The organism is Haloferax prahovense DSM 18310 (genome assembly GCF_000336815.1).
In the GTDB taxonomy this organism is placed as follows: domain Archaea; phylum Halobacteriota; class Halobacteria; order Halobacteriales; family Haloferacaceae; genus Haloferax; species Haloferax prahovense.
The window spans coordinates 1-25,318 of record NZ_AOLG01000052.1 but is presented as its reverse complement, the minus strand read 5'-3'; the positions used below and the strand labels follow the sequence as shown (position 1 = coordinate 25,318).

The 25,318-nt window shown below is 58.5% G+C and carries 22 protein-coding genes; 12 read left to right on the top strand and 10 right to left on the bottom strand.

Annotated elements, in window-relative coordinates:
* Nucleotides 1–17 precede the first annotated feature (17 nt).
* Together C457_RS15335 and C457_RS15330 are read right to left on the bottom strand one after the other, a co-directional pair.
* Nucleotides 18–1,376 (bottom strand): Cdc6/Cdc18 family protein, encoded by a 1,359-nt coding sequence (locus C457_RS15335; RefSeq protein ID WP_008096046.1) that lies wholly within the window; start codon nt 1,374–1,376, stop codon nt 18–20.
* Between the two features lie 627 nt (nt 1,377–2,003).
* Complete coding sequence (locus C457_RS15330; RefSeq protein WP_049913637.1) at nt 2,004–3,239, bottom strand: RNA-guided endonuclease TnpB family protein; 1,236 nt, start codon at nt 3,237–3,239, stop codon at nt 2,004–2,006.
* Nucleotides 3,240–3,293: 54 nt separating this feature from the next.
* Here C457_RS15330 and C457_RS20685 point away from each other — a divergent pair, with 54 nt between their 5' ends.
* From C457_RS20685 to C457_RS15320, 4 genes are all read left to right on the top strand, one after another.
* Nucleotides 3,294–3,431 (top strand): hypothetical protein, encoded by a 138-nt coding sequence (locus C457_RS20685; protein ID WP_008096044.1) that lies wholly within the window; start codon nt 3,294–3,296, stop codon nt 3,429–3,431.
* A gap of 559 nt (nt 3,432–3,990) precedes the next feature.
* Nucleotides 3,991–5,265, top strand: coding sequence for an RNA-guided endonuclease InsQ/TnpB family protein (locus C457_RS15325; protein WP_049913636.1), 1,275 nt, complete (start codon nt 3,991–3,993; stop codon nt 5,263–5,265).
* Between the two features lie 104 nt (nt 5,266–5,369).
* Nucleotides 5,370–5,723 (top strand): hypothetical protein, encoded by a 354-nt coding sequence (locus C457_RS20200; RefSeq protein ID WP_152420032.1) that lies wholly within the window; start codon nt 5,370–5,372, stop codon nt 5,721–5,723.
* A gap of 26 nt (nt 5,724–5,749) precedes the next feature.
* A complete protein-coding gene (locus C457_RS15320; protein WP_008096039.1) occupies nt 5,750–6,559 on the top strand; it encodes a sensor histidine kinase in 810 nt (269 codons plus the stop codon).
* 6 nt (nt 6,560–6,565) lie between these two features.
* Here the strand turns inward: C457_RS15320 and C457_RS15315 are convergent, their stop codons facing one another.
* The 3 genes from C457_RS15315 to C457_RS15305 form a co-directional block, all read right to left on the bottom strand.
* Entirely contained in the window at nt 6,566–6,889 is a 324-nt protein-coding gene (locus tag C457_RS15315; RefSeq protein WP_008096037.1) for a sensor histidine kinase, read from the bottom strand.
* 143 nt (nt 6,890–7,032) lie between these two features.
* Complete coding sequence (locus tag C457_RS15310) at nt 7,033–8,301, bottom strand: RNA-guided endonuclease InsQ/TnpB family protein (protein WP_008096036.1); 1,269 nt, start codon at nt 8,299–8,301, stop codon at nt 7,033–7,035.
* Between the two features lie 121 nt (nt 8,302–8,422).
* On the bottom strand, nt 8,423–9,169 hold the full coding sequence (locus C457_RS15305; RefSeq protein WP_008096033.1) for a sensor histidine kinase: 747 nt from the start codon (nt 9,167–9,169) through the stop codon (nt 8,423–8,425).
* A gap of 347 nt (nt 9,170–9,516) precedes the next feature.
* Here C457_RS15305 and C457_RS15300 point away from each other — a divergent pair, with 347 nt between their 5' ends.
* Both C457_RS15300 and C457_RS15295 read left to right on the top strand, forming a co-directional pair.
* On the top strand, nt 9,517–11,289 hold the full coding sequence (locus C457_RS15300) for a dockerin type I domain-containing protein (RefSeq protein ID WP_008096032.1): 1,773 nt from the start codon (nt 9,517–9,519) through the stop codon (nt 11,287–11,289).
* A gap of 202 nt (nt 11,290–11,491) precedes the next feature.
* Nucleotides 11,492–12,805 (top strand): hemolysin family protein, encoded by a 1,314-nt coding sequence (locus C457_RS15295; protein WP_008096029.1) that lies wholly within the window; start codon nt 11,492–11,494, stop codon nt 12,803–12,805.
* 6 nt (nt 12,806–12,811) lie between these two features.
* Here the strand turns inward: C457_RS15295 and C457_RS15290 are convergent, their stop codons facing one another.
* Nucleotides 12,812–14,110, bottom strand: a complete 1,299-nt coding sequence (locus tag C457_RS15290; protein WP_008096027.1) for an RNA-guided endonuclease InsQ/TnpB family protein — start codon at nt 14,108–14,110, stop codon at nt 12,812–12,814.
* A 1-nt stretch (nt 14,111) separates the two neighbouring features.
* Nucleotides 14,112–14,516, bottom strand: a complete 405-nt coding sequence (tnpA, locus tag C457_RS15285; RefSeq protein WP_008096025.1) for an IS200/IS605 family transposase — start codon at nt 14,514–14,516, stop codon at nt 14,112–14,114.
* 308 nt (nt 14,517–14,824) lie between these two features.
* On the opposite strand from tnpA, the gene C457_RS15280 reads away from it, so the two are divergent.
* Together C457_RS15280 and C457_RS15275 are read left to right on the top strand one after the other, a co-directional pair.
* Complete coding sequence (locus C457_RS15280; protein ID WP_049913635.1) at nt 14,825–15,343, top strand: CNNM domain-containing protein; 519 nt, start codon at nt 14,825–14,827, stop codon at nt 15,341–15,343.
* A 183-nt stretch (nt 15,344–15,526) separates the two neighbouring features.
* Nucleotides 15,527–16,825, top strand: coding sequence for an RNA-guided endonuclease InsQ/TnpB family protein (locus tag C457_RS15275; RefSeq protein WP_008096021.1), 1,299 nt, complete (start codon nt 15,527–15,529; stop codon nt 16,823–16,825).
* A 93-nt stretch (nt 16,826–16,918) separates the two neighbouring features.
* On the opposite strand, the gene C457_RS15270 is transcribed toward C457_RS15275, so the two are convergent.
* Nucleotides 16,919–18,160: a cation:proton antiporter gene (locus C457_RS15270; protein WP_049913634.1), complete on the bottom strand. Its 1,242-nt coding sequence runs from the start codon at nt 18,158–18,160 to the stop codon at nt 16,919–16,921.
* Nucleotides 18,161–18,304: 144 nt separating this feature from the next.
* Here C457_RS15270 and C457_RS15265 point away from each other — a divergent pair, with 144 nt between their 5' ends.
* The 3 genes from C457_RS15265 to C457_RS15255 all read left to right on the top strand — a co-directional run bounded on the left by C457_RS15265 (nt 18,305) and on the right by C457_RS15255 (nt 21,526).
* Nucleotides 18,305–18,523, top strand: a complete 219-nt coding sequence (locus C457_RS15265; protein WP_049913633.1) for a DUF1328 domain-containing protein — start codon at nt 18,305–18,307, stop codon at nt 18,521–18,523.
* A 64-nt stretch (nt 18,524–18,587) separates the two neighbouring features.
* Nucleotides 18,588–19,949, top strand: a complete 1,362-nt coding sequence (locus C457_RS15260; protein WP_008096016.1) for an NAD-dependent succinate-semialdehyde dehydrogenase — start codon at nt 18,588–18,590, stop codon at nt 19,947–19,949.
* Nucleotides 19,946–21,526, top strand: a complete 1,581-nt coding sequence (locus tag C457_RS15255) for an acetolactate synthase large subunit (protein WP_008096014.1) — start codon at nt 19,946–19,948, stop codon at nt 21,524–21,526. The genes C457_RS15260 and C457_RS15255 overlap by 4 nt, the downstream gene beginning before the upstream one ends.
* Nucleotides 21,527–21,999: 473 nt before the next feature.
* Here the strand turns inward: C457_RS15255 and C457_RS15250 are convergent, their stop codons facing one another.
* Nucleotides 22,000–22,245 carry a hypothetical protein gene (locus C457_RS15250; RefSeq protein ID WP_049913630.1) on the bottom strand — a complete coding sequence of 82 codons (246 nt, stop codon included), beginning with the start codon at nt 22,243–22,245 and terminating at the stop codon, nt 22,000–22,002.
* Between the two features lie 284 nt (nt 22,246–22,529).
* Nucleotides 22,530–23,768 (bottom strand): RNA-guided endonuclease InsQ/TnpB family protein, encoded by a 1,239-nt coding sequence (locus C457_RS15245; protein WP_008096008.1) that lies wholly within the window; start codon nt 23,766–23,768, stop codon nt 22,530–22,532.
* 345 nt (nt 23,769–24,113) lie between these two features.
* Between C457_RS15245 and C457_RS15240 the strand changes: the two genes are divergently transcribed.
* Nucleotides 24,114–25,190: an SPFH domain-containing protein gene (locus C457_RS15240; RefSeq protein WP_008096006.1), complete on the top strand. Its 1,077-nt coding sequence runs from the start codon at nt 24,114–24,116 to the stop codon at nt 25,188–25,190.
* Nucleotides 25,191–25,318 lie beyond the last annotated feature (128 nt).

Sequence of the window (25,318 nt, the reverse complement as noted above, 5' to 3'; positions counted from 1 at the left end):
ATCGTCGTTCCCCTCACTCACCGAGACGAGTTCGCGAGGAACCGCCTGGCTGCTGACCGGAGGTTCGACGAGTCGAGTTCGGCAAACGGTGTGTCGTCTTCTAAGGTGTCGAGGACTGCATCAACAGGCTCGGAGAACGCAAATTGGAGGTAGACCCCACGTTTGAAGCCACCACTCGTGCGATTGCTTTCGAGGACGCCATACGTCCCCGCTTTGTTGAGGTGGCTGTTGACGGTTTCTTGCGTGTAGATATCTCGCGACGAGCGGTTACAGAGCTGCTGATAAATGCTGTAGACTGCTGGACTCGGTGCAACACCGCCATTGACATCGGCGACAATTGCTGCGGCGTACAGAGAAAGCTTCTTTTGGACGGTCATTCCGTCGACGATTTCGAGGACGCGATTCTTCAACACAGAGTCGTTGGCCCGATGGACGTGTTCAGCGGTGACGACCGAATCGCCGTTCTGATTCGCAAGCTCACCTGCGTCTCGAAGTAGGTCGATTGAACGACGCGCGTCCCCCTCGTTCTTCGCACCGTAGGCAGCAACGAGTTCGATCACGCCCTCGTCGAGTGCGTTATCTTTGAACGCGTCACGTCGCCGATTGAGGATTTCGATGAGTTCGTCCGCGTCGTAGTCGGAAAAATGGATCCCGTTCGGGTTGTACGAGCTATCCGTTCGGCTGTCGACGTTTTCGCGGAACTTCGGATGATTCGTGATGACGACCGTCGAGATAAGGGTCTCGACGTGCTGTTCGGCCATGACACGACTCAGGCTGTACAGAAGCTGAGAATACGCCGGCTCCGGATCGGTAGAACGTCCGGTGAGCGTATCGATTTCGTCGAGAATGAACACGAGCGAGTCGAAGTGTTCGTCGACGATTTCGTAGAGGCGCACATATTTCGCATCCGTCGATACACCCTTGCGCGGTATTTCCCACGCGACGCCCGCTTTCGTTGCGGTCTGATGGCCAAGTTTCCAGACAGCGCGGTCAAGGGTGTGTGACTCCATCGTTTTGAAATTCACCGAGACGAAGTCGAAGTTGATACTGTTCTGCCTCGCTCGGTCTTTGACCTTCTCGGCGACGGCCTTTACTGTCAGGCTCTTTCCGGTTCCACTCGGGCCATACAGGAGTAGGTCCGGTGGACGCTCTCCATCGAGTGTATCACGGAATGCACGCGCCTCGGCTGCTAACTGCTCATCGCGACCGTAGATGCGGTCGTGGTCGACGATGGTATTCGGGTCGACCAACTGCTTGTTCCGGAAGACCGTCGTGCTCTCGCCGTCAAGAATATCGTCGACAATCGACGTCTCGGAGTCTTGACCGTGGTCCCCATCACCCCCGCCCCCGGTCGTATCATCGTCGTCCGTTTTCATTCGTTACTAGATATCTAGACTAGGGTGTAATAACCCTTTTCGAAATGAATGGGGTGTGTTCGAAATGAAGACACCGGTGTCGAAATGAATTCTGAGGAATCTGGGTACTGGTGGGTTAGAACGCCACCCCCACACCGTGTTCGAGATGAAATGTACAGCGGGTCTGCGCTGACACAGCTGATATCGGCATGGTGAGGACTCAAACAGCGATTACTGAGCGACAGCACACCACAATCGAAATGAAATGGGCTGGCAGTAGGTGAATCAGTTGAAACAGGCGTTGAACCCCCCTATTCCGGGAGTTGGACGGAAAATTCATTTCGATTACGGTGTGTGAGGGTGCCAACAATTGGTCTCGGATTGAGGAGATTTCATTTCGATCACGGTGTGGGTCCCCCTCACTGTGTCACCTTCTCATGGATGACCATTGACCCCGCGACGTGCTGAAGAACACTTGCAAAACGGTGTGTGGGTCGCATATAAAGAAACAGAACACTCGGAACACATTGGAGGGTGGTCTTTTTTTATGCACCGTCAGGGGCTACAGTCACGGGCGTTCTTGCGTGACATCCTCCCCGCCGTAAACGGCGGGGCTTCCCCTACGAGGGGAATCCGGTTTGGCAGGTTTCAGTCCGAGTACGCCGAGAGCGTCATCTGTCCGGTTATCGGACTCGTCTCTCGGTGGACTGTGGCGGTGTCACTACCGCTCCCGTCCTGTGGCGAGTCATTGCGTCCGGGTTCCCAACGGACGCTCTCTCCCCACGGGTTGACGCGACCGGCGATGTTCGCCGCCGCGTTAATATCTGCTTGGAACTCCGATACGTGGCAGTCGTCGTGCGGACACACAAACTCCGCTTGCTGACTCCGCCGACCGAGACGACCGCAAGCGTGGCACGTCTGCGAGGTGTACGCCGCGTTGACGTACTCAACGCGAATCCCTGCCTCGGTCGCTTTGTCTTCGAGTCGGCCCTGTAACCGGGCGAACGCCCATGCGTGAAGGCGGCGGTTCATGTACTTCCCGTAGTCCAACCGCTCGCGGATGTGCGATAGGTCTTCGAGAACGATAACGGGGTTCTCGAACTGTTGGGCATACTCGACGGCCTGCCGAGACGCTTTCTCGACAATATCCGTCAGAGCGTTTTGGTAGTGGTCGAACCGTTCGTCCACGCGCCACTCGGCGGCGTCTCTCGACTGTAGCCGCCGGAGTGTGGTGAACATCTCTTTGCGAAGGTGTCGCGCTCGACTGCCGTTGACGAGCATTGGCTTCCGTGGTACGTCGCGTTTGAGGGCACAGCCCGTTATCAACGCGCTCTCGCCTACGTCGAAGCCGATATACGTCGGGTTGTCCGGGTCGGTCGATTCTTCGACCGGGTATTCGACAGTGACGTGCAACTCCCACGACGTGCGGTGTCGCTGTAGCCGCAACTCGCCCGCCCTCGCGTCTTCAGAGAGCAGGTCGAACCACAGGGATTCCTGCTCGGGGTTAATTCGAAGCGGAATCCAAAAGTTCGTCCCGCGTCCGGGTTGCGGGACCTGCCACACGAAGCCGTGTTCGCGCTCGTCTGAGTAGTCGAACTTCGCGGCCCGATTGACGAGTCGAAGCGGATGCTCGTCGTCCAACTCATCGGCGTTGTACGTCGAACGGAGTTTCGGGACGTAGGATTTAAGCGCGTCTTTGGCTTGGTACGGAAGTTCGTAGGGCGTTACAACGTCGTTGACGGCAGACATTGTATCCGCCCTGTTGTCGAAGGCGTCGTGGAGTGCTTCGCGGTAGGTGTCCAAGAGCCGCTGTAGGCGTTGCTCTTTGCCCGCCGTGGGTGTGGCGAGAGTGGCCAGTAGCGTCTTCGTCACCGTCTCAGACACACCCGTAGATAGAACGTAGATATAATTAAGTGTAACGGGGCGCAAGAATGAGATATGCCACACATCAATTTCGAGGTAGACGAGGAACAGTACGAGTCGCTGAAAGAGACGAAGAAACGCCACGGTCTAACGTGGAAAGGGATGCTACTCCACGCACAGCGGGAGTTGGATTCCGGCCCGACCACCGAGTAGCGGGTGGTCAACACCGTGTCGCATTCCCTCCCGGCCTAAAGGCCGGGATTCCCTGCTTGAATTAAGATGGCCAGCGATGTGGTCCTCGTTGGTCCGAGTTGTGTGCTGTCGTTTTGCGACTGCGGGCGTCACAACGCCGTCGCTCGCCTGTTTGTCACTCGGTACGAGGGGTGTGGGTTACCACGCTTGAATACGGTATCCTCGTGACCACAACCGAGGCACCGAGTTCACGACCGACTAGATCGTCACCTCACACCCTGTTCGAAATGAAATCTCTCGAGACGAGTCGACCACTTAAGGCCGGCTCAGACGCCGATCAAACCGAGATTCAAGCGGTGAATTCAAATCGAACACGGTGTGCGAAGAGACCGACCGTCGTGGGATTCCGCCTTCGTGATTGACTCGGAAAGTTAGAGGTGGAACTATTATAGTCCAAACTATTATTGTCTGACTTCTAACTTCGGAGCATATATTCGGTCTCTCGGATAGGGTTGCTGTTCTCGAGCGTGGAACTACCAATTAAGAAAACGGCGTTCATAACCAGTTATGAATACAGAAAATGAGTCGAACCATCCGAACCTTCGAGGCCACTATACCGAACCAGCAACAGGTTCGTGATGACCTCGACCAACTCGGATGGGCCGCCTCAAAACTTTGGAACGTCGGTCGCTACTACACACAAGAACAGTGGGACGAAACGGGCGAGATTCCCGATGACGGAGAACTCAAAGCCGAACTCAAAAGCCACGAACGCTACACGGACTTGCATTCTCAATCCAGTCAGCGCGTTCTCGAAGAACTCGCTGAAGCGTTCAACGGCTGGTTCGGGAAGCGTCGGAACGGCGACGACCGTGCCCGACCGCCCGGCTACCGCAAAAACGGAGACTCCCACCCGCGTTCAACCGTGTCGTTCAAAGCGGCTGGCTTCAAGCACGACGCACAGTTCACCCGCGTTCGCCTCTCGAAAGGCCGTAACCTGAAAGAACATCGTTCAGACTTCATTTTGTGCGAGTACCAGACTCGCCCGGATGTTGACCTGACCGAGTGGGACATTCAACAGGTTCGTGCTGTCTACAAGCGCGACGAGTGGCGGTTACAATTCGTTTGTCGAACCACTATCGACCCGGAGCCGCCGGGTGAGGAGGTGGCTGGTGTTGACCTCGGGATTTGCAACTTCGCCGCCGTATCGTTCGGCGGGAAATCTGTGTTGTATCCCGGTGGCGCACTCAAAGAGGACGAATACTACTTCACGAAGAAGAAAGCCAAGTGCGACGATTCCTCGTCCCGTGAGGCGACTCGTCTTGATTGGAAGCGAACTGGTCGCCGGACACACTTCTTACACGCCCTCTCGAAAGCAATCGTAGAGGAATGCGTCGAACGAAGTGTTGGGTCGCTTGTTGTTGGTAACCTCGGCGGTATTCGAGAGAACGACGAGACGGGCGGGTCTCGGAATTGGGGAGACCACGGCAATCTCGACTTACATGGGTGGGCGTTCGACCGCTTCACGACGCTACTCGACTACAAAGCGGAAGCCGAAGGCATCAACGTGGAGTTGGTGTCGGAACGCGATACGTCGAAGTCGTGTTCAGCGTGCGGCCACACCGATGACAACCAACGTGTCGAACGTGGGTTGTATGTGTGCGAGGAGTGTGATACGGTTGCGAACGCGGACGTGAACGGTGCGGAGAATATTCGACAAAAGGTACTCCCGAGTCTCGCCACGGATGGCGGTGATAGGGATAACGGCTGGTTGGCACAGCCAGCGGTTCACCTGTTCGACCGTAGTGAGGGCGTTTTCGCCCCACGAGAACAGGTTGTTAACCGCGAACCGTAATATCCCAACTCAGCGGTGCGGTGCCGTGGGATTCCCGCGTCTTCAGGCGTGGGAAGAAGTCAAGTGTTAGCACACCACTAGTACTGGTAGCAGGAAATTCGCTAGTGACACGTACTGAGAGATCCCCTTCCCTGTCCGGTGAGGAAGCACGAAGCCAGCTCTATGCGCTCTTGCACCGCAGTATTCCCACCAAGAAGGCCATCGATGAGGTCATCGAGATTGGAGCGAACTACCTCGATGTCAGCCATGGTCACATCACCGAAATCGATGAAGACGAGAATCGGTGGGAAGTGATTGGTTCATCGGATGCTCCCGAAGGTCCGTATCCTGCCGGCCTCACGTCGAAGCTGAGTGATCGTACTGCCGTCGGACAATTCAAGCGTCGACACCACTTGCGTTACACGACGCCGGCAACCAAGGGTGGGCCGACGACCACGCGTACCAGCTCCACCAGCTAGACACGTATCTGGGGATACGCATCCAAGTGTTCGGTGAGCCGTACGGAACGGTTTGTTTCGTTGGATCGGAGCCGCGGGAGAACCCGTTCTCCGAGGCCGAACAAATCTTCATCGAGTTAGCTGGAGAGGTCCTTCAGAAACGACTCGAAGGTGCCCATCACGAGAAGGATCTCACCAATCGAGACCGCCTGATTTCAGTACTCAACCGCATCCTGCGCCACAATCTCCGGAACGACTTGAACGTGGTTCAGGGAACTGCACAGCTGCTGGAAGAGCGAACGTCCGGAGAGACGGCGCAGTTAGCCTCGACCATCGATTCGACGACCGCCGAACTGCTTTCAGTTGCCGAGAAAGCTCGAGAATTGGAAAAGTTGACGCGATCCGTCCCAGTCGCACGGCCGATAGATATCGTCCCGAAAGTGGAGGACGCGGTACGCGATGTCCGTGAGAGACACCACCCAGTGGACATCTCACTTAGTGTACCCGACCGAGCGATGGCGTTCGCAGACCCACAACTGGAAGATGCGGTCTCAGAGCTGCTCACGAACGCGGCCAAACACGCTGGAGAAGATCCGACGATCGCTGTGGAGATCAATCGCGGGACAGATCGAACGACGATAGAGATCAGTGACGATGGTCCGGGACTGCCGTCAGGTGAACGCCGAGTACTGACTGGGGCTACTGAGACCGCGCTCGACCACGGAAGTGGTATCGGACTCGTCCTTGTGTATTGGATACTCACCAATCTCGATGGTGAGATCGAGGTACCACCGACCTCGTCCGGAACGACCGTCGAACTCCAGCTTCAGCAGGCGGCGTCGATCGCTCCCGAGTGAGCCGCGTTACCGCTCCGTCGCGCGTTCAAGTCGGATCGTGAATATCGCACCTTTTGGGTCGTTGGCAGACACGGATATCTCCCCCTCATAGATGTCGACGAGCGTGTCCACCAGAAACAGCCCAAGCCCCGTTCCATCGCTGTTGAGGCCCTTCGTCTCTTGCTCGAAAATCCGGTCTCGCTGTTCGTCCGGTATCCCCGGACCGTTGTCCGCAATGGTCACGATAACCGACGCATCCCGAACGACGGTGTCGATCGTGACTTTCGGCGCGCTCTCGTCGTTGTGTTGGACCGCATTGCTCAAGAGATTCCCAATGAGCGATGACAACATCGCGTTCGCCCGGACGTCGACACTCGACTGTTCGCTTCGGATCTGAACCTCGGCGTCGTCGAAGGTCTGGCGGACTCGCTCGGCTTCATCTTCATTGACATCCTCCCGCGCCTAAAGACGCGGGAATCCCGAGCGTTGGGATATTAAGATTCACAACCCACCTGTTCGATCGGTGCGAAACGTCCCGAGGTTTGATTGAACAGGTAGGCTACTGGCCGTGCCAAACGACCGTTACTCATATCCTCCGTCGGAGGATTCTGAGTTATCTTTCGTCGGATGTTCACCGCACCGTTCACGTCTGCATTCATCGTCGCACCACACGATTCACAGACGTACAAGCCACGTTCTACACGATTCGCATCACGCTTTCGCCCACAACACGAACACGTCTTGCTTGTATCTCTCTCGCTCGTTCGGTCAACGAGGATACCGTGTTCCTCCGCCTTGTATTCGAGCAACGTGGTGAAACGGTCAAACTCCCACCCGTGGAGTTTCTTATTCCCGCCCCGGCCCCAATTCCGCGACTCGCCGTTCTCGTCGTCTCGAATATCGCTCAAGTCACCGATGGCGATGCGACCGACCTCGTGGTCAATGCACTGCTCAACGATGTGCTTGGCGAGGGCGTGCAGGAAGTGGTCTTTCCGACGCGAGAGTTTCTGCCGGGCACGGAGTGCACGGCGTGACGGGCCGTTCTCACCTTCGGTGTCGTACTCGTCACGGGTGAAGTAGTGCTTGTCCTGTTTCAGTACGTTCCCCGGATACAACTCGGCGTCACCATCGTCGTAGGCGATAGTGAGGTAGTTACTGATACCGAGGTCGATTCCCGCCGTGTCGTCTCCGGGTGCTTCCTCAACAGGGATTTCGACTTTGCAAACAAGGTGAAGTTCCCAACGGTCGCCGTTCCACACGGCTCGAACCTGTTGGATATTCTCCACGGTCACGTCAGGTCGTGTTTCGTACCCTGCGAGGATGAAGTCTGAGCGGTGGTTCTTCAGGTTGAAACCCTTGCTCAGGCGGAGTTGGTTGTGCTTGGAATCGTGCTTGATTCCGTTCTGCTTCCACGTCACGGTGGAGCGCGGGTGCTTGTCGCCTCGCTTTCGGTAGCCGGGGGGATTCGCGTCTGTGTCACCGTTCTTGCGCTTTTTGAACCATCCGTTGAACGACTCAGCAAGTTCTTCTAGAACTCGCTGACTTGACTGAGAATGGAGGTCACTGTATCGTTCGTGGTCTTTTAATTCGCGCTTGAGGTCGGCTTCGGACGGAATCTCGCCGGTAGAATCCCATTCTTGTTGGATGTGGTAGCGGGCGACGTTCCACAGTTTCGAGGCTGAGTGCCCGCAGTTATCGAGGTCGTCACTTACCTGTTGGTGGTTGACGATTTTCGCTCGATATGTGCGGGTTGTTTTCAGCATCGGGCTGTGTTCATAAGTACTTATGAGTATTATTGTATTAAAGGTAGTCAATGTGGCGTGGAATATCCTGCCGTGCCACCGACCGGTTGATGGGTAGAATAGTGTCGGATTCATCCTGACCCTAAAGGGTCAGGTATTCTCCTTGATTTCGTATAACACGGACTACGTCGACTGGCTGCAACTCGACAGTCGTCCCCTCCTCACCGAGTACGGTCATCAGGTCACGGACGTCCTCCGTGAGCCCGGTCGTGTGTCGGCTGGCCCGTTGTATCCGGCCAAGTATGTCTCTGTTTTCGGGAGAGAGTTCGTCTCGAAGTACGTCGGCCCATCCTTGGATGACGCTCATGTCGTTACGGATGTCGTGACGGACAATGCGGTTGAGGAGCGACAGTTGTTCGTTCCGCTCACGGAGGTTCTGTTCGACTGTCTTCCGGCGGGTGATGTTGATGACGACTCCGGTGACTTTCGTTGGGCTTCCATCGTCACGTCGCTCGGTGATGCCACCGACGTCGTGGAACCAGCGGTACTCGCCGGACGCGGTTCGAATTCGATACTCGGTGTCGTATCTTTCAGCCCGGCCTTCGAGATGGTCCCGCATCGCCTCCATCGCCCCCTCGTAGTCGTCGGGATGGACGAGTTCCGTGAAGTCCTCGTAGTGGTCGAACTCCGCGGGTGAGTACCCGAGCATGTCTGCCTTGTTCTCGTGGAAAGTAACCGCCCCCGTCTCGACATCCATCTCCCACCAAGCCAGATCACCCGCGAACATCGCGCCATCCAACCGGCGTCGATACTGTTCGAGGTTCTGTATGTACTGATCTGGCTCGGGCTCGCCCGAGTGCTCCTCGCTCGACCGGCGGCCCTCAGTCATTGTTGGGTAATTGTTGACTAGCTCAATATATGTTCGGCCGATCCAGTAGCGGCCGAAACCGGTCTTCGAGCGCGGCGACGTCGTTTACCGAGACCAGCGTTCGTGGCAGCGCACTGGAAACACCGGAGACAACCAGCTCGACCAACTGAAGGTCTCACAGCCCTACAACTGCCACACCACGCAACAACCACCCAGACCCTGTGGTGTCCCACAACTTTACATATACAAAACGTATCAACAACCGGTGAGGTCGGGGCAGCCGGTTCACAGCGAGTACGAACGCGTACGGTGCCGCGACGAAGGGAGTTGTCGAACACGGGACCAACAGACACGACGCCAAACCGATAATGGGACACAAACTCACACAGACCACGGTTGCACTCTTGTTGTGCGGCCTCATGGCCACCGCACCGATTGCAGGCGCGACGACAGTCGACCACGAAGAACAGCCCACGAGACAACCAGCCCTCGAATCGACAGAGACATTCGCAATACAGAGCGGAAACGGGACCGAAGTGAACCCGTACGTCATCACCAACGCCTCTGGGCTAGCCGCGATACGCGACGACCTCGATGCCCACTACGTGCTTGACTCGGACATCGATGCGACCGAGACGGCGACGTGGAACAACGGCTCTGGCTTCGAACCTGTCGGGACGTTCGGGACGCCGTTCACGGGCACCATTGATGGGGCGAATCACACGATCGAGGGGCTGACGATCGACCGGCCGTCGACGAGTGGCGTCGCGCTCGTCGGCTACGCCTCGGAGAGTTCGATAACGAATCTCCGACTGACCGACGCCACCATCACTGGCGACTTCACGACGGCCGCCCTCGTCGGGTCGGCAACAGACACCGTCATCCGCGAGGTGACTGTCTCCGGGTCGGTGACCGGAACCGGGACCGTCGCCGGCGTGGTAGCGTCAACCGACGGCGGGACGGTCGAACACGCACGCGCGGCCGTCACGGTTGAGAGTCCCGGGAGCGCAGGTGGCCTCGTTGGCGAAAACGAGGGGACCATCAGCGACGTCGTCGTGACCGGGCACATCACCGGTGGGCCGTACGCCGGTGGCATCGCCGCACAGAACACCGGGACGATCGAACGCGCGGCGGTGAACGCGACCGTCGTCGGGACGACCGACGACACCAGCGTCGCGACTGGCGGGCTCGTGGGGTACAACTCGGGGAACATCACGGCGACGCACGCCCACGGGCGCGTGTCCGGCACGAACTACGTCGGCGGGCTCGTCGGGTCGAGTAACTACGAAAGCGGGGTTGTTGCGAACTCGTACGCGACAGCGAACGTGACCGGCGAGGAAACCGTCGGCGGACTCGTCGGCGGCCTCTACTACGGCAGTTCGGTCACGGGGTCGTATTGGAACGAACAGACGTCCGGGCAAGCGACCGCTGCGGCGGCGGGTAACGGAAGCGTCGGGCTCTCGACCGCCGAGATGACGGGCGAGGCGGCGACGACGAACCTGACTGCGCTGGACTTCGACGAAACGTGGCAGGTCGCTTCGGGTGCGTATCCGGACCTCGTCGGGGTGGCTGACGATGAGTATCCCGTGAGCACGGAGACTGACGAGCCCACGCCGCTCGGTCTCAACGCGACGACCGAACTGGTTGACGGTGACCTCGTCCTCACGGTCACGGCGAACGAGTCGCTCGACTCGCTCGAAGCCGTCCTCGCGAGTTCCTCGACCGTCTACCAGGAGACGATTACGCTCGATGCGTTCTCGAAGACACAAAACGGGTCGACGCACGCCTATACGACGCGGTATATCGACACGGCCGCTGGCGAGTACACACTGGATGTGTCGGCGAGTGACGACACGGGGACCCAGGCAACGCTCGACCGCAGCCTCACGGTCGGCGACGAGTCGACTGCGCCGACAGTCGACCCGGTCGGAGATTTCGAATCGCCTCCGACCGACCCCGATGGTGACGGCGTGTACGAAGACGTCAACGGCGACGGCACTGTGACCGTCACCGACGTCCAGGCGCTTTTCACCCATCGAGACAGCGAGGCGGTCACCGAGCAAAGCGAGCGCTTCGATGTCACCGGAAACGGGGTGTTCAACATCGTCGACGTCCAGCGATTGTTCTACACGACGACCTGAGATCGCTCGCGGCGCTCCGCCGTGAGCGTTCGTCGTCTTGGTGTCTGGATGAGTCCGACTGCTGTGGCTGGGTCACCACGCTCTCTCCGTCCCAACGAGAAGCATACGAACCCGTACGTTGCCCCCGTGGGTCCGTAAGTGATACCCCTCGGTGTGAACGCCGAGGGGGATGTGATAAGTGTCCCTACACCCGTAACTGAGTATGGTGGATTTGTTCTCTCTCGGCGGACTGCTTCTCGCGTTCTTTCTTGTCATCATGAACGGCGTCTTCGTGGCTGCGGAGTTCGCGTTCGTCAAAGTCCGGCCCACGCAGGTGAACACGCTCGTCGAACGCGGCAAACCGGGGGCAGCACTCGTACAGGACGTCATTCAGAATCTGGACGACTATCTGGCGGTCAGTCAACTTGGGATCACGCTCTCCTCGCTCGGTCTCGGCTGGATTGGCGAACCGGCCGTGGCGGCACTCATCGAACCCGTCCTCGGCCGGGTGCTTCCCGCGGGGTCGGTCCATCTCGTCGCGTTCGTTCTCGGATTCGGGTTCATCACGTTCCTCCACGTGGTATTCGGCGAACTCGCGCCGAAGACGTTCGCGATTCAAGAGGCCCCGCGTATCGCGCTCCTCGTCGCCCCGCTCATGAAGTTCTTCTACTACGTGTTCGTGCCTGGCATCATCGTCTTCAACGGGACTGCCAACTACTTCACCCGCCTCGCGGGCGTCTCACCGGCATCCGAAAGCGAAGAAACCCATACTGAAGAGGAAATTCGGATGATTCTCACGCGGTCCGAAGAGACGGGCCACATCGACGTCGACGAGGTCGAAATGATAGAGAGCGTCTTCGAACTCGGCGACACGATCGCTCGCGAGATCATGACTCCACGTCCGGACGTCGAGACCATCCCCGCCTCGATGTCGTTTCCGGACCTCCGGTCAGTTGTCGCGACGGGAACCTACACGCGCTATCTCGTGCTCGACGAGAATGGCGACCAGCCGCTCGGATTCGTTCACGCAAAAGACATCCTGCGAGTGAGTGAAACCGAGCCAGAGTTGAGTGACTCGATGACCGCGCGAGACCTTGCCCGGCCAGTCCTCACCATCCCGGAAACGCGACGGATCGACACGATTCTCGCCGACTTTCAGACGCGTGGGGAAGGCCAGATGGCCGTCGTCGTCGACGAATGGGGCGTCTTCGAGGGGATTGTGACCATCGAAGATATTCTCGAAGAGATCGTGGGTGACATCCAAGACGAGTTCGATACCGCCGCCCAGGAGCCGTCTATCGAGAAGCGAGACGACGGCGCGTACGTCGTCGACGGAGGGGTCCCGATTCAGGACGTGAACGATCGACTCGACACCCGATTCGAGAGCGACGACGTCGAGACGATCGGTGGACTGGTCTTCAGTCGCCTCGGCAGGGTTCCTGTCGTTGGCGATCAGATCGATATGGACGGATACATCATTCAAGTGGAGGCTGTCGATGAAACTCGAATCGAACGACTGGTAATCCAAGTGAACTAACCTACCCTACTCGCTCACGGCTGATGCCGTTCGCTCCTTGAGGGTAGGGCTTCCTGCTTCCACGACGCGCTTTGCAGACACAGGTGTATCCACAGGGAGCGCAGTCTCCACAGGCGTTAACGAGAGCGAAGCTCTCGTTCGCCCATCAGAAACGCATCGCGTTTCTGAGGACGTTGATTCGGAGTATCCCACTCCTACGTCTTCGAGGCCACGAGAAAGAATGTTCCACGCTGCGTTCGCGTCCCTGTCCGCCTCAAACCCGCAGGCGGGACAGGAATGTTCACGGACCCACAACGGCTTCTCCGTCGAGACACCGCACGACGCACACTCTTTGGTCGTCCCTTTCGGGTTGACTGCGACGAAGTGCGTTCCCTCCCGTTCACACTTGTATTCGAGCAACGAGAGGAACGTCCGCCATGCTGCCGACGCCGTGTTTCGACTGTTCGACGGAGACTCCATCATCCTCTTCACGTTCAGGTCTTCGACCGCCACGAAGTCGTACTCCCGAGCGTAGTAGTTCGAGAGTTTGTGCAAGAAGTCACGGCGCTTGCGTCGGAGGTCAGCATGACACTCTGCGACCTGCCGTCGTTGCTTCTCGTAGTTGTTTGACCCGTGTTGCTTCCGCGAGAGCTTCCGTTGCTCGCGTTCCAAGCGGTCGCGTTCGTCTGAGAGGTCGAGCGACCCGACCGCCGTACCGTCGGTGTCGTGGGCGTACTTGAGAATCCCTACGTCGATACCGACGCACCGCTCGGGATTTTCAGGGGTTTCGGGTGGCTCGCGGTCCATTTGGACGCCGAACGTGGCGAACCACTCGCCCGTCGGTTCCTTCTTGACCGTGACCTGCTTGAGTGTCGCGTCGTCGGGGATGGTGCGGTGGAGCCGAATCGGTATGTCTGCGAGTTTCGAGAGTGACAGGACAGTCTGACCGCCCTTCTTGTCGAGCTTGAAGCCAGACTGACTGTACGTGAAACTACAGAACTCCCGTGGCGGCTTCCACTTGAGTTGACCGACGCCGTAGCCGTTCTTCTTGAGCGCCGAGAGTCCTTTGAGGTTGTCGAACAGGCGTTCCACGACGGTTTGGAGAACCTTCGAGTACACCTCCGAGAGGCCGTCCCACCACTTCTTGAGGTCGGGCAGTTCCGACCGTAGTGTGGTCATGGACGGCAGTTCACCGTGTTCGTCTTGGTACTCGTTGAGGCGGTAGAGCGTGTGGTTGTAGAGTTGCCTACAAATGTCTCGGTGGCGGTCCAACTCCTCACGGTGGGCGTCGGACGGCTTGAGACGGTACTTGTAGGCGTAGTACATTCTACTCGCGTTGGTTCTCGACGTACTGTTTCAGCACATCCAGTGACACCTGCCCCGTCGAGATGAGGCAGTACGAGTCGTTCCAGAACGAGTCTCCCCACAGTTCGGTCTTCAGTTCGTCCGCGTACTCGTTGCGGATACGGCGGGCGGTCGCGCCCTTGACCGTGTTGATGAACTTCACGAGGTCTGTGGTTGGTTTCGCTCGGAACAGGATGTGTACGTGGTCGTCCTCGCCGTCGAGGTTTGTCAGTTCGACACCGTAGTTGTCCGTGAACCCGTTGATGACCTCGTGAATGAATTGGGTTCGCTCCTCGGTTAGCACTCCGCGCCGATACTTAGTGGTGAGTATCAGGTGGTAGTGCAGTGAATACGTTGAGTGCGCTCCCGAGTCGAGGTCGTATTCCATTGGGTTCGGTCAATATTATGCTACCCTACTGCAAAAACATTGCGACTACGTGGGTCTGTGGGCCTGCAACCGTAGAGTGTATGAGAACCGTGCGGCGTTGACGAGACGCGCGCGTCTCGTCCGCACACCAGAAATCAGAGATTTCTGGGGACGCTGTATCCCCTCCCTGCTCGCGCCCTTCCTTCGGTCGGCGCTCGCTGAGGAAGGGGGCTTAGCGCCTACTTTCAGCTAACGGAGTAGCGTGGAGTTCCCTCCCAAGGAACGACCAACCACCGATATTCATACCCCTGCCGGCGTACGAGTCTGGTATGAATACATACTCGATTTTGGGACCATCACTCGTCGCTGTCGTGCTTCTGTTGTTGCTGAGTGCGTTCTTTTCCAGCAGCGAGTCAGCGATCTTTTCGCTCCCGGATGACTGGATGGAGACCGCGACCGAAGACAGTACAAAAGACAGCCGCACACTCCAACAACTCCGCTCGAACCCCCACCGACTGCTCGTCACGCTGCTGGTCGGCAACAACCTCGTCAACATCGCCATCACCAGCATCGTCACACTGCTCGTTGCACGGTTCATCCCGCCCGGGTTCACCGTCGTGGTCGCCACACTCTCGGTGAGTGTGCTCATCCTCGTCTTCGGAGAAATCGTGCCGAAATCCTACGGCCTCGGCCACGCAGAGTCGTGGAGCCTCCGTGTCGCCCGCCCAATTTCGTACGTCGAACGCGCACTGGGGCCACTCGTGGCGTTGTTCGATATCATCACGCGATGGCTGACGACACTCATCGGGGGCGACCAACAGATCGAGAAACCATATCTCGACGAGTGAGCGACCATGCTCTGAAGGGCGTGGCATTCAGCACGGACTCTCAGAGATGCAAGGAGGAAGCCCACGGCTGAAGCCGTGGGAGGAATCCGACAATACTCGAAACAAACCACGAGCGATAGCAATCCGACTCCCCCACGCCAATCATATAGTTTATAAAGAACCTATCTAATATGTGAATTAACGATGGAGGTGATTCGCACCGTCAAAGTCAAACTCGACGTACCCAACGAGCGGTGCGACGACCTCCATCAGACCAAAACTCAGTTCCTTCACTGTGCGAACACCACCGCAGAGTGGGCGTGGAGATACCCGAACGACTACTGTGTGACCTCGAAACAGAAAGCCGAGAACGCCCTCTACGAACGACTCCGCAACGAGACGGAGTTGACGGCAAACCTCGTACAGAAAGGGATTCGACGCGCTATCGAGGCCACAAAAAGCGGTGTCGCCCGACTCAAGAAAGGTGACAACACCAGTCAACCGTACTTCAAAGCGTGGAGCGTCGTCTACGACAAACGCTCTGCGACATTCCACCGCGACCACGTTTCGCTCTCGACAGTAAATGGTCGCGTTGAGTGCGACTACGTGATTCCCAGCGAAACTGAGGGAACGCCGATTGGCGAGTATCTGCTGAACGAGGACTACGAGTTCCGGATGTCAACGTTGCAGTACGACCGCTCTACGTCGGAGTTCTATCTCCACGCACGGATGCGCCGAACCATAGACGAGCAAGAGCAGTCTACGACTTCTTCTGAAGACGCCAAGCACAGAACAGTCCTTGGTGTTGACCTGAACGTGGATGGCTCGCTTGCCGTAACTTCCACAGGCGCGTTCATCGGGAACGCCGACGAGATGAATCATCGACGCCGAGAGTTCGAGAAGACTCGCGGGTCGATGCAACAGACGGGCACGCGGTCGGCGCATCTGTCGATTCAGTCGATGAACGACCGCGAACACCGTTGGATGCAGGACGAACTCCACCGTGCCTCGAACCAGATTCTCGAAGAAGCCCAAGATCACGGCTGTACGCACATCGCGTTCGAGAACTTGACAGGGATTCGCAAACGGATGGCTGGTGCGAAGCGATTCCACGCATGGGCGTTCCGACGCCTCTCCCAGTACGTTGAGTACAAGGCGGAGATGTTCGGGATCAAGGTTGAGCAGGTGAGCCCTGCGTACACGAGTCAGCGGTGTTCGTCGTGCGGGTTTACGCACGAATCGAATCGGCGGACGAAGCATCAGTTCGTGTGTCAGAAGTGCGAGTACGAACTGAACGCGGACTACAACGCGAGTAAGAACATCGCTCGGAAACTACTCAAGAGACTCTACTCGGGGCAGACGTCTTCGAGTGGAGGCGCACCCTGTCAGTGTGCGCTCCCGTCAGGGACGCTGAACCTGAATGGCGATTTCCACGCCTCCGTCAAAACGACGGCAGAAGGGGAGTCCACTGACAAGCCCACGACTTCAGTCGTGGGTTACTGACACGCCGATATTCATCGTGCTCCCCGTGATGGCGATTCTGTACCTGTTTCCGGTGTACCTCGTTGGGGCAGTTCTCATCGAGAACGTCGTCGATCAGGCCGGTACGTCGTCTGGAAGGTGCGAAAGCGCACGCCGGAGCAGTGGCGGCGTCATGACAGACGTGACAATAGCGACGAGCACGATGACGGCATAGATGGTGGGTGTGAGGATTCCGATCGCCAAGCCCAGGGCCGCCACGACGAGTTCCATTGCGCCGCGAGCGTTGAGCCCGATTGCAAGGCAGACGGTTTCCGCTCGGGAGAGATCCGTAAATACCGCTCCGAGTACCACGCCAAGTGCCTTACCCAGCACAGCAACGGCGAGTGTGGCGCCTGCGACCAAGAGCGTATCCAGCGTGAACAGTCCGGTCAGGTCAACCCGCAACCCTGCCGTCGCAAAGAAAACGGGCGCGAACAGTCCGAGTGTGACCATCTGAAATACTCGTTCGGTCTCCGCATCGAGTCGATTTCTCACGAGAACGCCTGCGAGGAACGCGCCGAGAACGGCTTCAAGTCCGAGTGCGAGCGAGCCACCGGCCATCGCCAGCCCGACGACGATGACGATCGAAAACCCGGTCAACACCGGCGATCGAACGTATGCGGTGACATTGAAGAGTGTATCGACGACTCGCGGTCCGAGAATGACGGCGACGCCGACGAAGACACCGAGGACGACGAGTGTACGACCGACTCCAAGTGGATCTATCTGTCCCACACGAGCGATATCTGACACTATCGTGAGCGCGATCCACCCCGCTGCATCGATGACGACAGCGACTGTAAGGGTAAGTTGACCTACCGTTCGGTCCATCGCGTCGAGGTCGATAAGCACACGGACGGCGACGGGGACCGCTGAGATGCTCAGCGCCGTCGCCAAAAACAGTGCGAATGCCAGTCGCTGCTCGGGAGTGGCAAGGAATTTCGCGGGAAGAAACCATCCAAGGGCAAATCCCAGAAGGAACGGTACGACGGAGGCACCGGTAGCGAGCGCTATCGTCGGTCGAACGTGGCGGCGTACCGTCTGAACGTCAACTTCCGTTCCGGCCAGTACGAGGAGGAGAACGAGCCCGAGCGACGCGATGGCTGCCAGCCGATCGGGAACCGGGACGACGATAGCCGTGACTGCAGGGGCAACGAGACCGAGGATCGAGGGGCCAAGCACCAACCCGGTGAGGAGTTCACCGACGACCGGTGCAAACCCGAATCGATCAGCGACGATTCCAAGCGTATGTGCAACGGCCAAGACGAGTGTCATCCCTGCGAGAAACGGAAGGAGCACATCCGACTCAACGGCCATGAGTGTATTCACCTCCCACTGGCCAATCAATCACTAGGGGCGTTGTTGGGAATCGATGCCCCGGATAGCGTCACCCGGGTAATCAAAAACAGAATGTGGATGAATAAGTCAGGGGTTGACATACTCGCGAGCAGTATATGTGTTATGGTAGCATTCCTCAAAGCTCTGGATAGCGCCCTCTCGGTCCAGGCGGTGCCGTTGCAGTTCGGGGGCGGGTTCATCGAGCTCGCAGTCCTCTTTTTGATACTCGCGATTGTCGCGGCGGTGCTCGGCGCCCGAGGAGTCGCCGGACTCAGCATGGATATCGCCAAATGGCTGGTCATCATCTTCGTCGTTCTTGCCATTGTCACGTTCCTCCTATGACATCTTCCGTGCCGTCGACGGCACCCTTGTCAGTTAATCTCTTGCACATCCAATCCACCTGATCATGGACATAATCGACCCGTCAACTGGCGAGCGAATCGAATCGTACGCGGAACACACTCAATCGGCGGTCGAAGAAGCGCTCGACCGGGCGAATGAGGCGTTCGAGGAGTGGCGCCTCCGGCCGGTTCGGGAACGCGAAGAACTACTTGCGGCTGCCGGTGAGGTCCTGCGGGAGAACAAACGCACGTACGCCGAAACGATGACTCGCGAGATGGGAAAACCGATCTCGCAAGCTATCGCAGAGGTCGAAAAGTGCGCGTGGGGCTGTGATCACTACGCGGAACACGCGAGCGCGTACCTGGAATCCGAGGGACACCCCAGTCCACCGGGAGCGTCGGTCGAGACCGTCTACGAGCCACTGGGACCGGTCCTCGCAGTAATGCCGTGGAACTTCCCGTTCTGGCAGGTGTTCAGATTCGCCGCCCCCTCGCTGACGGCGGGGAACGTCGGGTTGCTGAAACACGCGTCGAACGTCCCCGGCTGTTCGATGGCGATCGAGGAGGTGTTTCGCGAGGCTGGCTACCCCGAGGGAGTCTTCCAGTCACTGTTGATCTCGTCGGATCTCGTCGACGGAATCCTCGCGGACGACCGCGTCCGGGCCGCGACACTGACCGGAAGTGGACCGGCTGGGAGGGCTGTCGCGTCGACAGCGGGCGAACACCTCAAGAAGACAGTGCTGGAACTCGGCGGAAGCGACCCGTTCATCGTCCTCGACGACGCCGATATCTCGGCCGCTGCGGAGGTCGGTGCCCAGGCGCGCAACCAGAACGGTGGGCAGTCATGTATCGCAGCCAAGCGATTCATCGTGCACACAGACGTGTACCACGCGTTCCTCGACCAGTTCACCGAGGCCGTCTCGTCACTCACCGTTGGCGATCCGATGGACGAGGAGACCGACGTCGGCCCCCAGGCCCGTCAAGATCTCCTGGAGGCCCTCCACGGCCAGGTCGAGGCGAGCGTCGAGGCGGGCGCACGGGTCGTCACGGGTGGTGAACCCCTCGATCGGCAGGGTGCGTACTACCCCCCGACAATCCTCACAGAAATCCCGGAGGGATGTCCAGTCGACGCCGAGGAGACGTTCGGGCCCGTCGCCGCCGTCTATGCGGCCCCAGACGAGAACGCGGCGATCGTGAAAGCGAACGATACCGAGTTCGGTCTGGGTGCGAGCATCTGGACCGAAGACCGCGAGCGCGGCGAGCGCCTCGCTCGACAGATCGACACCGGTAACGTGTACGTGAATCAGCTGGTGAAGTCCGACCCACGAGTTCCGTTCGGCGGGGTCAAGGAATCCGGCTACGGCCGCGAACTCTCGAATGCGGGCATCATGGAGTTCGTCAATCGCAAGACCGTCTGGGTGGAATGATGAAGGCGTCCGATCTCCTCGTCAGCTGCCTCGAAATAGAGGGTGTCGAGTACGTGTTCGGGCTCCCAGGAGAAGAGCTCGAGGCCCTGCTATTCTCACTTCGGGATTCGGATATCCAGTTCATCCCGGTGCGACACGAACAGGGTGCGGCGTTCATGGCCGACGTTCACGGTCGGTTGACAGGCGAAGCCGGTGTCTGCCTCTCGACGCTGGGGCCGGGTGCCACGAATCTTCTCACGGGCGTCGCAGACGCCCATCTCGACAAGTCCCCGCTCGTCGCGATTACGGGACAAGGAGGACTCGAACGCCTCCACCAAGAGAGCCACCAGGCCCTCGACATCGTCCACATGTTCGAGCCGGTCGTGAAGTGGAACACACAGATCACCGAGGCCGAGATCATACCGGAGTCCGTACGCAAGGCGTTCAAGCTCGCCGAGTACGAGAAACCCGGTGCGACCCACCTCGAATTCCCCGAGGACGTGGCAGCGCAAGAGCTCGACGCAGAGCCGCTCCCAATTCGGCCACGTGTGCGGCGGGCTGCCCCCGACGAGCGGTCGCTCGCCTGCGCCGTCGAACTCCTCGAGGACGCAGACACCCCGCTGGTGTTAGCCGGTAACGGTGCCGTCCGAACGTCGACCGCGAACCGGTTGCGCGAACTGGTCGACCACGCAGGGATGCCCGTCGTCGCGACGTACATGGGGAAGGGAGCAGTCTCAGACCGTCTCGATAATTCGCTGATGACGCTCGGTTCTGGACCACAATCCGAGGCGTCGACGGCCATCTCCCGGGCCGACTGTGTACTCGCGGTCGGCTACGACATCGCTGAGCACGACCCTCGCTCGTGGAACACCGACCTCGATAAGGCCATCATCCACGTCGATCACGAACCTGCAGAAGTGTACCGACACTACAATCCAGACGTGGAAATCGTCGCGGACATCTCGACCGTCCTCCGAGAGCTACGGATGCATCTCGATTCGGCGACTGGGCCGGAGTGGTGTCAGGACCTGCGCGAGCGGATCGTCGCGGACGTGCAACGAACCCCCGAGTCAGACGACCCGTTTTCGGTGAAGCGGACGCTCCCGTACCTCCGGAAGGCGATGGCTGACGAAGACGTTCTGCTCTCCGACGTCGGGAGTCACAAGATGGCGATCGCACAGAGTTTCCCCACCTACGAACCCAACACGTGCATTATCTCGAACGGATTGGCAAGTATGGGAATCGCCGTCCCTGGCGGGATCGCTGCCGATCTCGCGACTGATTCGAACGTCGTTGTCGCGACCGGCGATGGTGGGTTTCTGATGAATGCGGCCGAGATCGAGACGGCCACCCGCCTCGACCTCGGATATACGATCGTCGTGTTCAACGACGACAACTACGGCCTCATCTCGGAGAAACAGCTCACACATACCGGCGAACACTTCGGAACCGAACTGACGAACCCCGACTTCGAGCGATTCGCCGAGAGCTTCGGAATCGATAGCTACCGGCCAGAGACGTGGGGCGAGGTCGAGACCGTCCTCGAACGTGTCGTTCCTGCGAACGAGATGTCTCTGGTCGAAATCACGCTTGGGTAGCACGGAGGCCGATCCGTGTTCGGGTAAGGCTGTAGCCGTCGAGCTCTCGGGGGTGGGTGTTGTTGGCCGGGCTCAGAACGACTGAATTCAGCGTGATTTCCGCCACTGACAGTTGCACAGCCAGCGAGAACGCATCCGACTTCGAGGCTTCCCGCCAGAACGTTTCTACAGGCGGAGTAGGAGCGGAAACGATCTCTATTGGCCAACGGTCGAGTCCACTCGCTCTTGGGCGAACAGGTCAAGGACGACCTTCGAGCCGCCGAGTATGACAGAACCAACGAACAGACCAACCGCCCCGAACAGAACGATGCCCCCGAAGATCCCCAAGACGATGGTCGCGACGTTGATCGCTCCGCTCCGGTTGGTGACATCCTCGCTCGCGCTAAAGGCGGGATTCTCGCCTTGAAAAAAGATAGCGACCGTCGCGCGTCGCGGGACGGTTCGAAGACAGATCGGCGGACGCCCTGCGAGAGCTACAGGTTGGATTTGAGCCGAATCTCGTCGTCGGTCACCGTGTTGATCCGACTCGCCTTCAGGACGTAGTTGTCCTTGTCCGCGTCGCCCCACCCGAGTTTGGATCGAATCTTGTCCGTGATACCCGGATCCGGGTCCACGTACGCTGTGCCGTTCTTGACCTCGGAGACCATCCCGATTGTTTCGCCGTGTGAGTTGACTACACGCTTCCCTTCGTCGTCTTCGGTTATCATTTGTTGTACCATGTGTATTCTGCCCGCCGGTGCGCGGACATCGGGACCCACGCCCTCCGACTGCATCAAGCGCCGACATTTTAATACTCAGACAATTTTTGAGTAACCGGGTGACACAGGTTTCGAGAGGTACAACAACCAATCTACTGCAGACATGTACACTACCCGAGTGTAACTCACATAGTCAAAACGTTCCTAAGTGTGAAAATCGTCGCAACTGATGCACCTCGGTAGAGAGTAGCGCAGTGTAAGCTACCACGCCCTGAAGGGCGTGGCATTCAGCGTGGACTCCCGTTCTAACCGCTGAGAGCGGTAGGTGAATACTCGCCATTCACGTTCAACATCCCACTGTTCAAGCGCACGCCTACGGGTGCGCCTCCACGACCAGACTTTTGCTGGTCGCGGAGATACTTCAGGCCGATATTCTTCGCCGCGTTGTAATCTGCGTGAACATCGTACCCGCACTTCAGGCAACCGAACTCATCCTGCCCGTTGTTGTGTGGACGATTATCCTCGTGGGTGAACCCGCACTTCGAGCAACGTTGACTCGTGTACGCCGGGTTAATCTGCTTCACCACAAGTCCTTCAGACTCAGCCTTGTACGTGACGTACTCGTAGAGCCGGTGGAACGCCCATTTGTGAACCGCCTTCGCGTGCGGGAGGCGCTCGCGGATTCCTTTGAGTTGCTCGAACACGATATGCGTACAGTCGTTCTCAAGAGCTTCGTCGACCAGTTCGTTCGAGATAGTGTGAAGCAACTGCTCGAAACGCCCAGTTTGCTTGCGACCGACTCGCTGGACGTTTTCGTGTGCCCACCGAGTCCCGGTCTGTTGCAGGTCGCCCCGTCGCTTCTCGTACTCTCGGTGCCAGTGATTGAGTTCGCCGCCGCTCCAGAACTTGCCGGTTGAGGTGGTTGCGATGTTTGTGATGCCGAGGTCAACACCAAGGACGGAGACGTGCTTGGTATCGCCTTGTTCGGTATCATCGTTCTCCACGGCGGGCTTTGTCCGCATGTGGAGGTAGAAACAGTCCTCAACCGTGTCGTAGTGGAGTGTGGCCCCCTTCACGTCGTAGTCGTCGTTGAACAGGTACGCTGAGTGAGGCGTGTCACGCTGTTCGTCTGGTAGGACGAACTCTGCGGTGACTCGCCCGTCGATGGTGGCGAGTGTGGCGTGGTCGTCGTTGACCGTGACGGTTCGGGCGTCGTAGCTGGCGAACCGCGACGTGAAGTGTGGTTTCGAGGCTTTCTTTCCACCCTTCCAGCGTTCGACACAGCCTTTGACGGCTTCTGCGGCGCGGTTTCGTGCGGATTGCACGAGGTTGGCCGGGAGCGGTGAGTCGTCTCGAACGTCGTAGTACGTGAGGTCGTGGAGTTTCTGCTTGCTGGTGATTTTCCAGTCTGGTTCCCACGCTACGTCTACGACGTAGTTGGCGGCGTCGAGGAAGTGGTCGGTTGTCTGGTGGAGAAGTTCAGCGGCACTCTCATCCACATCGAGTTTGATGGGTACAGTTCGAGTGCTTGAGTCGTCCACCATCTGTACTTCATATGTGGGGGTCTGTATTTATAATAGTTCAGGTTGGCGTGGGGGAGTCGGACTGCTATCGAACGTGGTTTGTGTCCGAGTTGTCGGCTTCCTCCCGCGCCTAAAGGCGCGGGTTTCCGCCTTGCGTTCATTAACGAACAGGTCGAAACGGTGCTCGACTCGCTTTCCAGCGACCAGACACTTCCGAATCCCTGATTCCCGCATCTGCAGGCGCGGGTGGTGGTCAATTGAGTGGGCCAGTACGGGTGCTGTGGGTCGTGTCACCCACATACTAAAAAAATCGGAGTGTGTGAAAACATCGCCCCTTGATACAGTCACAGAGCGAATGTAGCACACATGTATGACCCGGTTCCGCTGCAGGTCTCCGCGCTCGGATTCGCGATCGTCGGCCTGTTCATACTGGTGCTGGCAATCGTAACGGTCTGGCAGATGGTTCGGTTCGTCGACGCGTACGATAAACAGGCGCTTACCGTGTTCGGTGAGTATCGCGGCTTGCTCGAGCCGGGCATCAACTTCGTCCCCCCGTTCGTCTCGCGCACGTACACGTTCGACATGCGAACCCAGACGATGGACGTGCCCCGACAGGAGGCGATCACGCGGGACAACTCTCCTGTGACAGCGGATGCCGTCGTGTATCTCCGTGTGATGGATGCGAAGAAGGCGTTTTTGGAGGTCGAAGACTACAAGACGGCGGTTTCGAACCTCGCCCAGACCACGCTTCGGGCGGTCCTCGGCGACATGGAACTCGACGACACGCTGAACAAGCGGGGGGAGATCAACGCTCGCATTCGGAAGGAGCTCGACGAACCGACCGACGAATGGGGGATCCGCGTCGAGTCAGTCGAGGTTCGAGAGGTCAACCCCAGTCAGGTGGTTCAAAACGCGATGGAACAGCAAACCGGCGCGGAGCGGAGACGCCGGGCCACGATTCTCGAAGCCCAGGGCGAACGCCGGAGTGCAGTCGAGAACGCCGAAGGGGACAAGCAGTCGAACATCATTCGCGCACAGGGCGAAAAACAGAGCCAGATCCTCGAGGCACAGGGCGATGCGATTTCGACGGTGCTTCGCGCGAAGTCCGCCGAATCGATGGGTGAGCGCGCGATCATCGACAAAGGGATGGACACGCTCGAAGCGATCGGTCGGGGAGAGTCGACGACGTTCGTCCTCCCACAGGAACTCACCTCGCTTGTGGGTCGCTACGGAAAGCACCTCACAGGGAGCGACGTGGCGACCAACGGGCACCAGTTAGCTAGCCTGGGATTCGACGCCGAGACTCGCGAACTCATCGGGCTCGACGACATCAAGCAGATCCTCGGCGAGATCGACAAGGCCGCCGAGATGGACGTCGAAGCGCTGGAACAGCAGGCCAAGGCGGTCAAAGACGGAATGCCCGACCCCGGTGACGGAGCATGACTTCTGAAGAGAACCTTCCGGCAGACTGGGTGTTAGCTAAAAGAGAGGGCGCTAAGCCCCCTTCCTCAAGGAGCGACCGAAGGGAGCGAGTAGGGAGGGGATACAGCGCCCGCACGCCTTACAGACAC

Coding starts and splice junctions, on each gene's coding strand:
- C457_RS15250 (WP_049913630.1), bottom strand. CDS start 22,245: ATGGTACAACAAATGATAACCGAAGACGACGAAGGGAAGCGTGTAGTC.
- C457_RS15265 (WP_049913633.1), top strand. CDS start 18,305: ATGGTAGCATTCCTCAAAGCTCTGGATAGCGCCCTCTCGGTCCAGGCG.
- C457_RS15305 (WP_008096033.1), bottom strand. CDS start 9,169: ATGACTGAGGGCCGCCGGTCGAGCGAGGAGCACTCGGGCGAGCCCGAG.
- C457_RS15260 (WP_008096016.1), top strand. CDS start 18,588: ATGGACATAATCGACCCGTCAACTGGCGAGCGAATCGAATCGTACGCG.
- C457_RS15275 (WP_008096021.1), top strand. CDS start 15,527: ATGGAGGTGATTCGCACCGTCAAAGTCAAACTCGACGTACCCAACGAG.
- C457_RS15290 (WP_008096027.1), bottom strand. CDS start 14,110: ATGTACTACGCCTACAAGTACCGTCTCAAGCCGTCCGACGCCCACCGT.
- C457_RS20685 (WP_008096044.1), top strand. CDS start 3,294: ATGCCACACATCAATTTCGAGGTAGACGAGGAACAGTACGAGTCGCTG.
- C457_RS15310 (WP_008096036.1), bottom strand. CDS start 8,301: ATGCTGAAAACAACCCGCACATATCGAGCGAAAATCGTCAACCACCAA.
- C457_RS15335 (WP_008096046.1), bottom strand. CDS start 1,376: ATGAAAACGGACGACGATGATACGACCGGGGGCGGGGGTGATGGGGAC.
- C457_RS15315 (WP_008096037.1), bottom strand. CDS start 6,889: ATGTTGTCATCGCTCATTGGGAATCTCTTGAGCAATGCGGTCCAACAC.
- tnpA (WP_008096025.1), bottom strand. CDS start 14,516: ATGGAATACGACCTCGACTCGGGAGCGCACTCAACGTATTCACTGCAC.
- C457_RS15280 (WP_049913635.1), top strand. CDS start 14,825: ATGAATACATACTCGATTTTGGGACCATCACTCGTCGCTGTCGTGCTT.
- C457_RS15270 (WP_049913634.1), bottom strand. CDS start 18,160: ATGGCCGTTGAGTCGGATGTGCTCCTTCCGTTTCTCGCAGGGATGACA.
- C457_RS15300 (WP_008096032.1), top strand. CDS start 9,517: ATGGGACACAAACTCACACAGACCACGGTTGCACTCTTGTTGTGCGGC.
- C457_RS15240 (WP_008096006.1), top strand. CDS start 24,114: ATGTATGACCCGGTTCCGCTGCAGGTCTCCGCGCTCGGATTCGCGATC.
- C457_RS15255 (WP_008096014.1), top strand. CDS start 19,946: ATGATGAAGGCGTCCGATCTCCTCGTCAGCTGCCTCGAAATAGAGGGT.
- C457_RS15245 (WP_008096008.1), bottom strand. CDS start 23,768: ATGGTGGACGACTCAAGCACTCGAACTGTACCCATCAAACTCGATGTG.
- C457_RS15325 (WP_049913636.1), top strand. CDS start 3,991: ATGAGTCGAACCATCCGAACCTTCGAGGCCACTATACCGAACCAGCAA.
- C457_RS15295 (WP_008096029.1), top strand. CDS start 11,492: ATGGTGGATTTGTTCTCTCTCGGCGGACTGCTTCTCGCGTTCTTTCTT.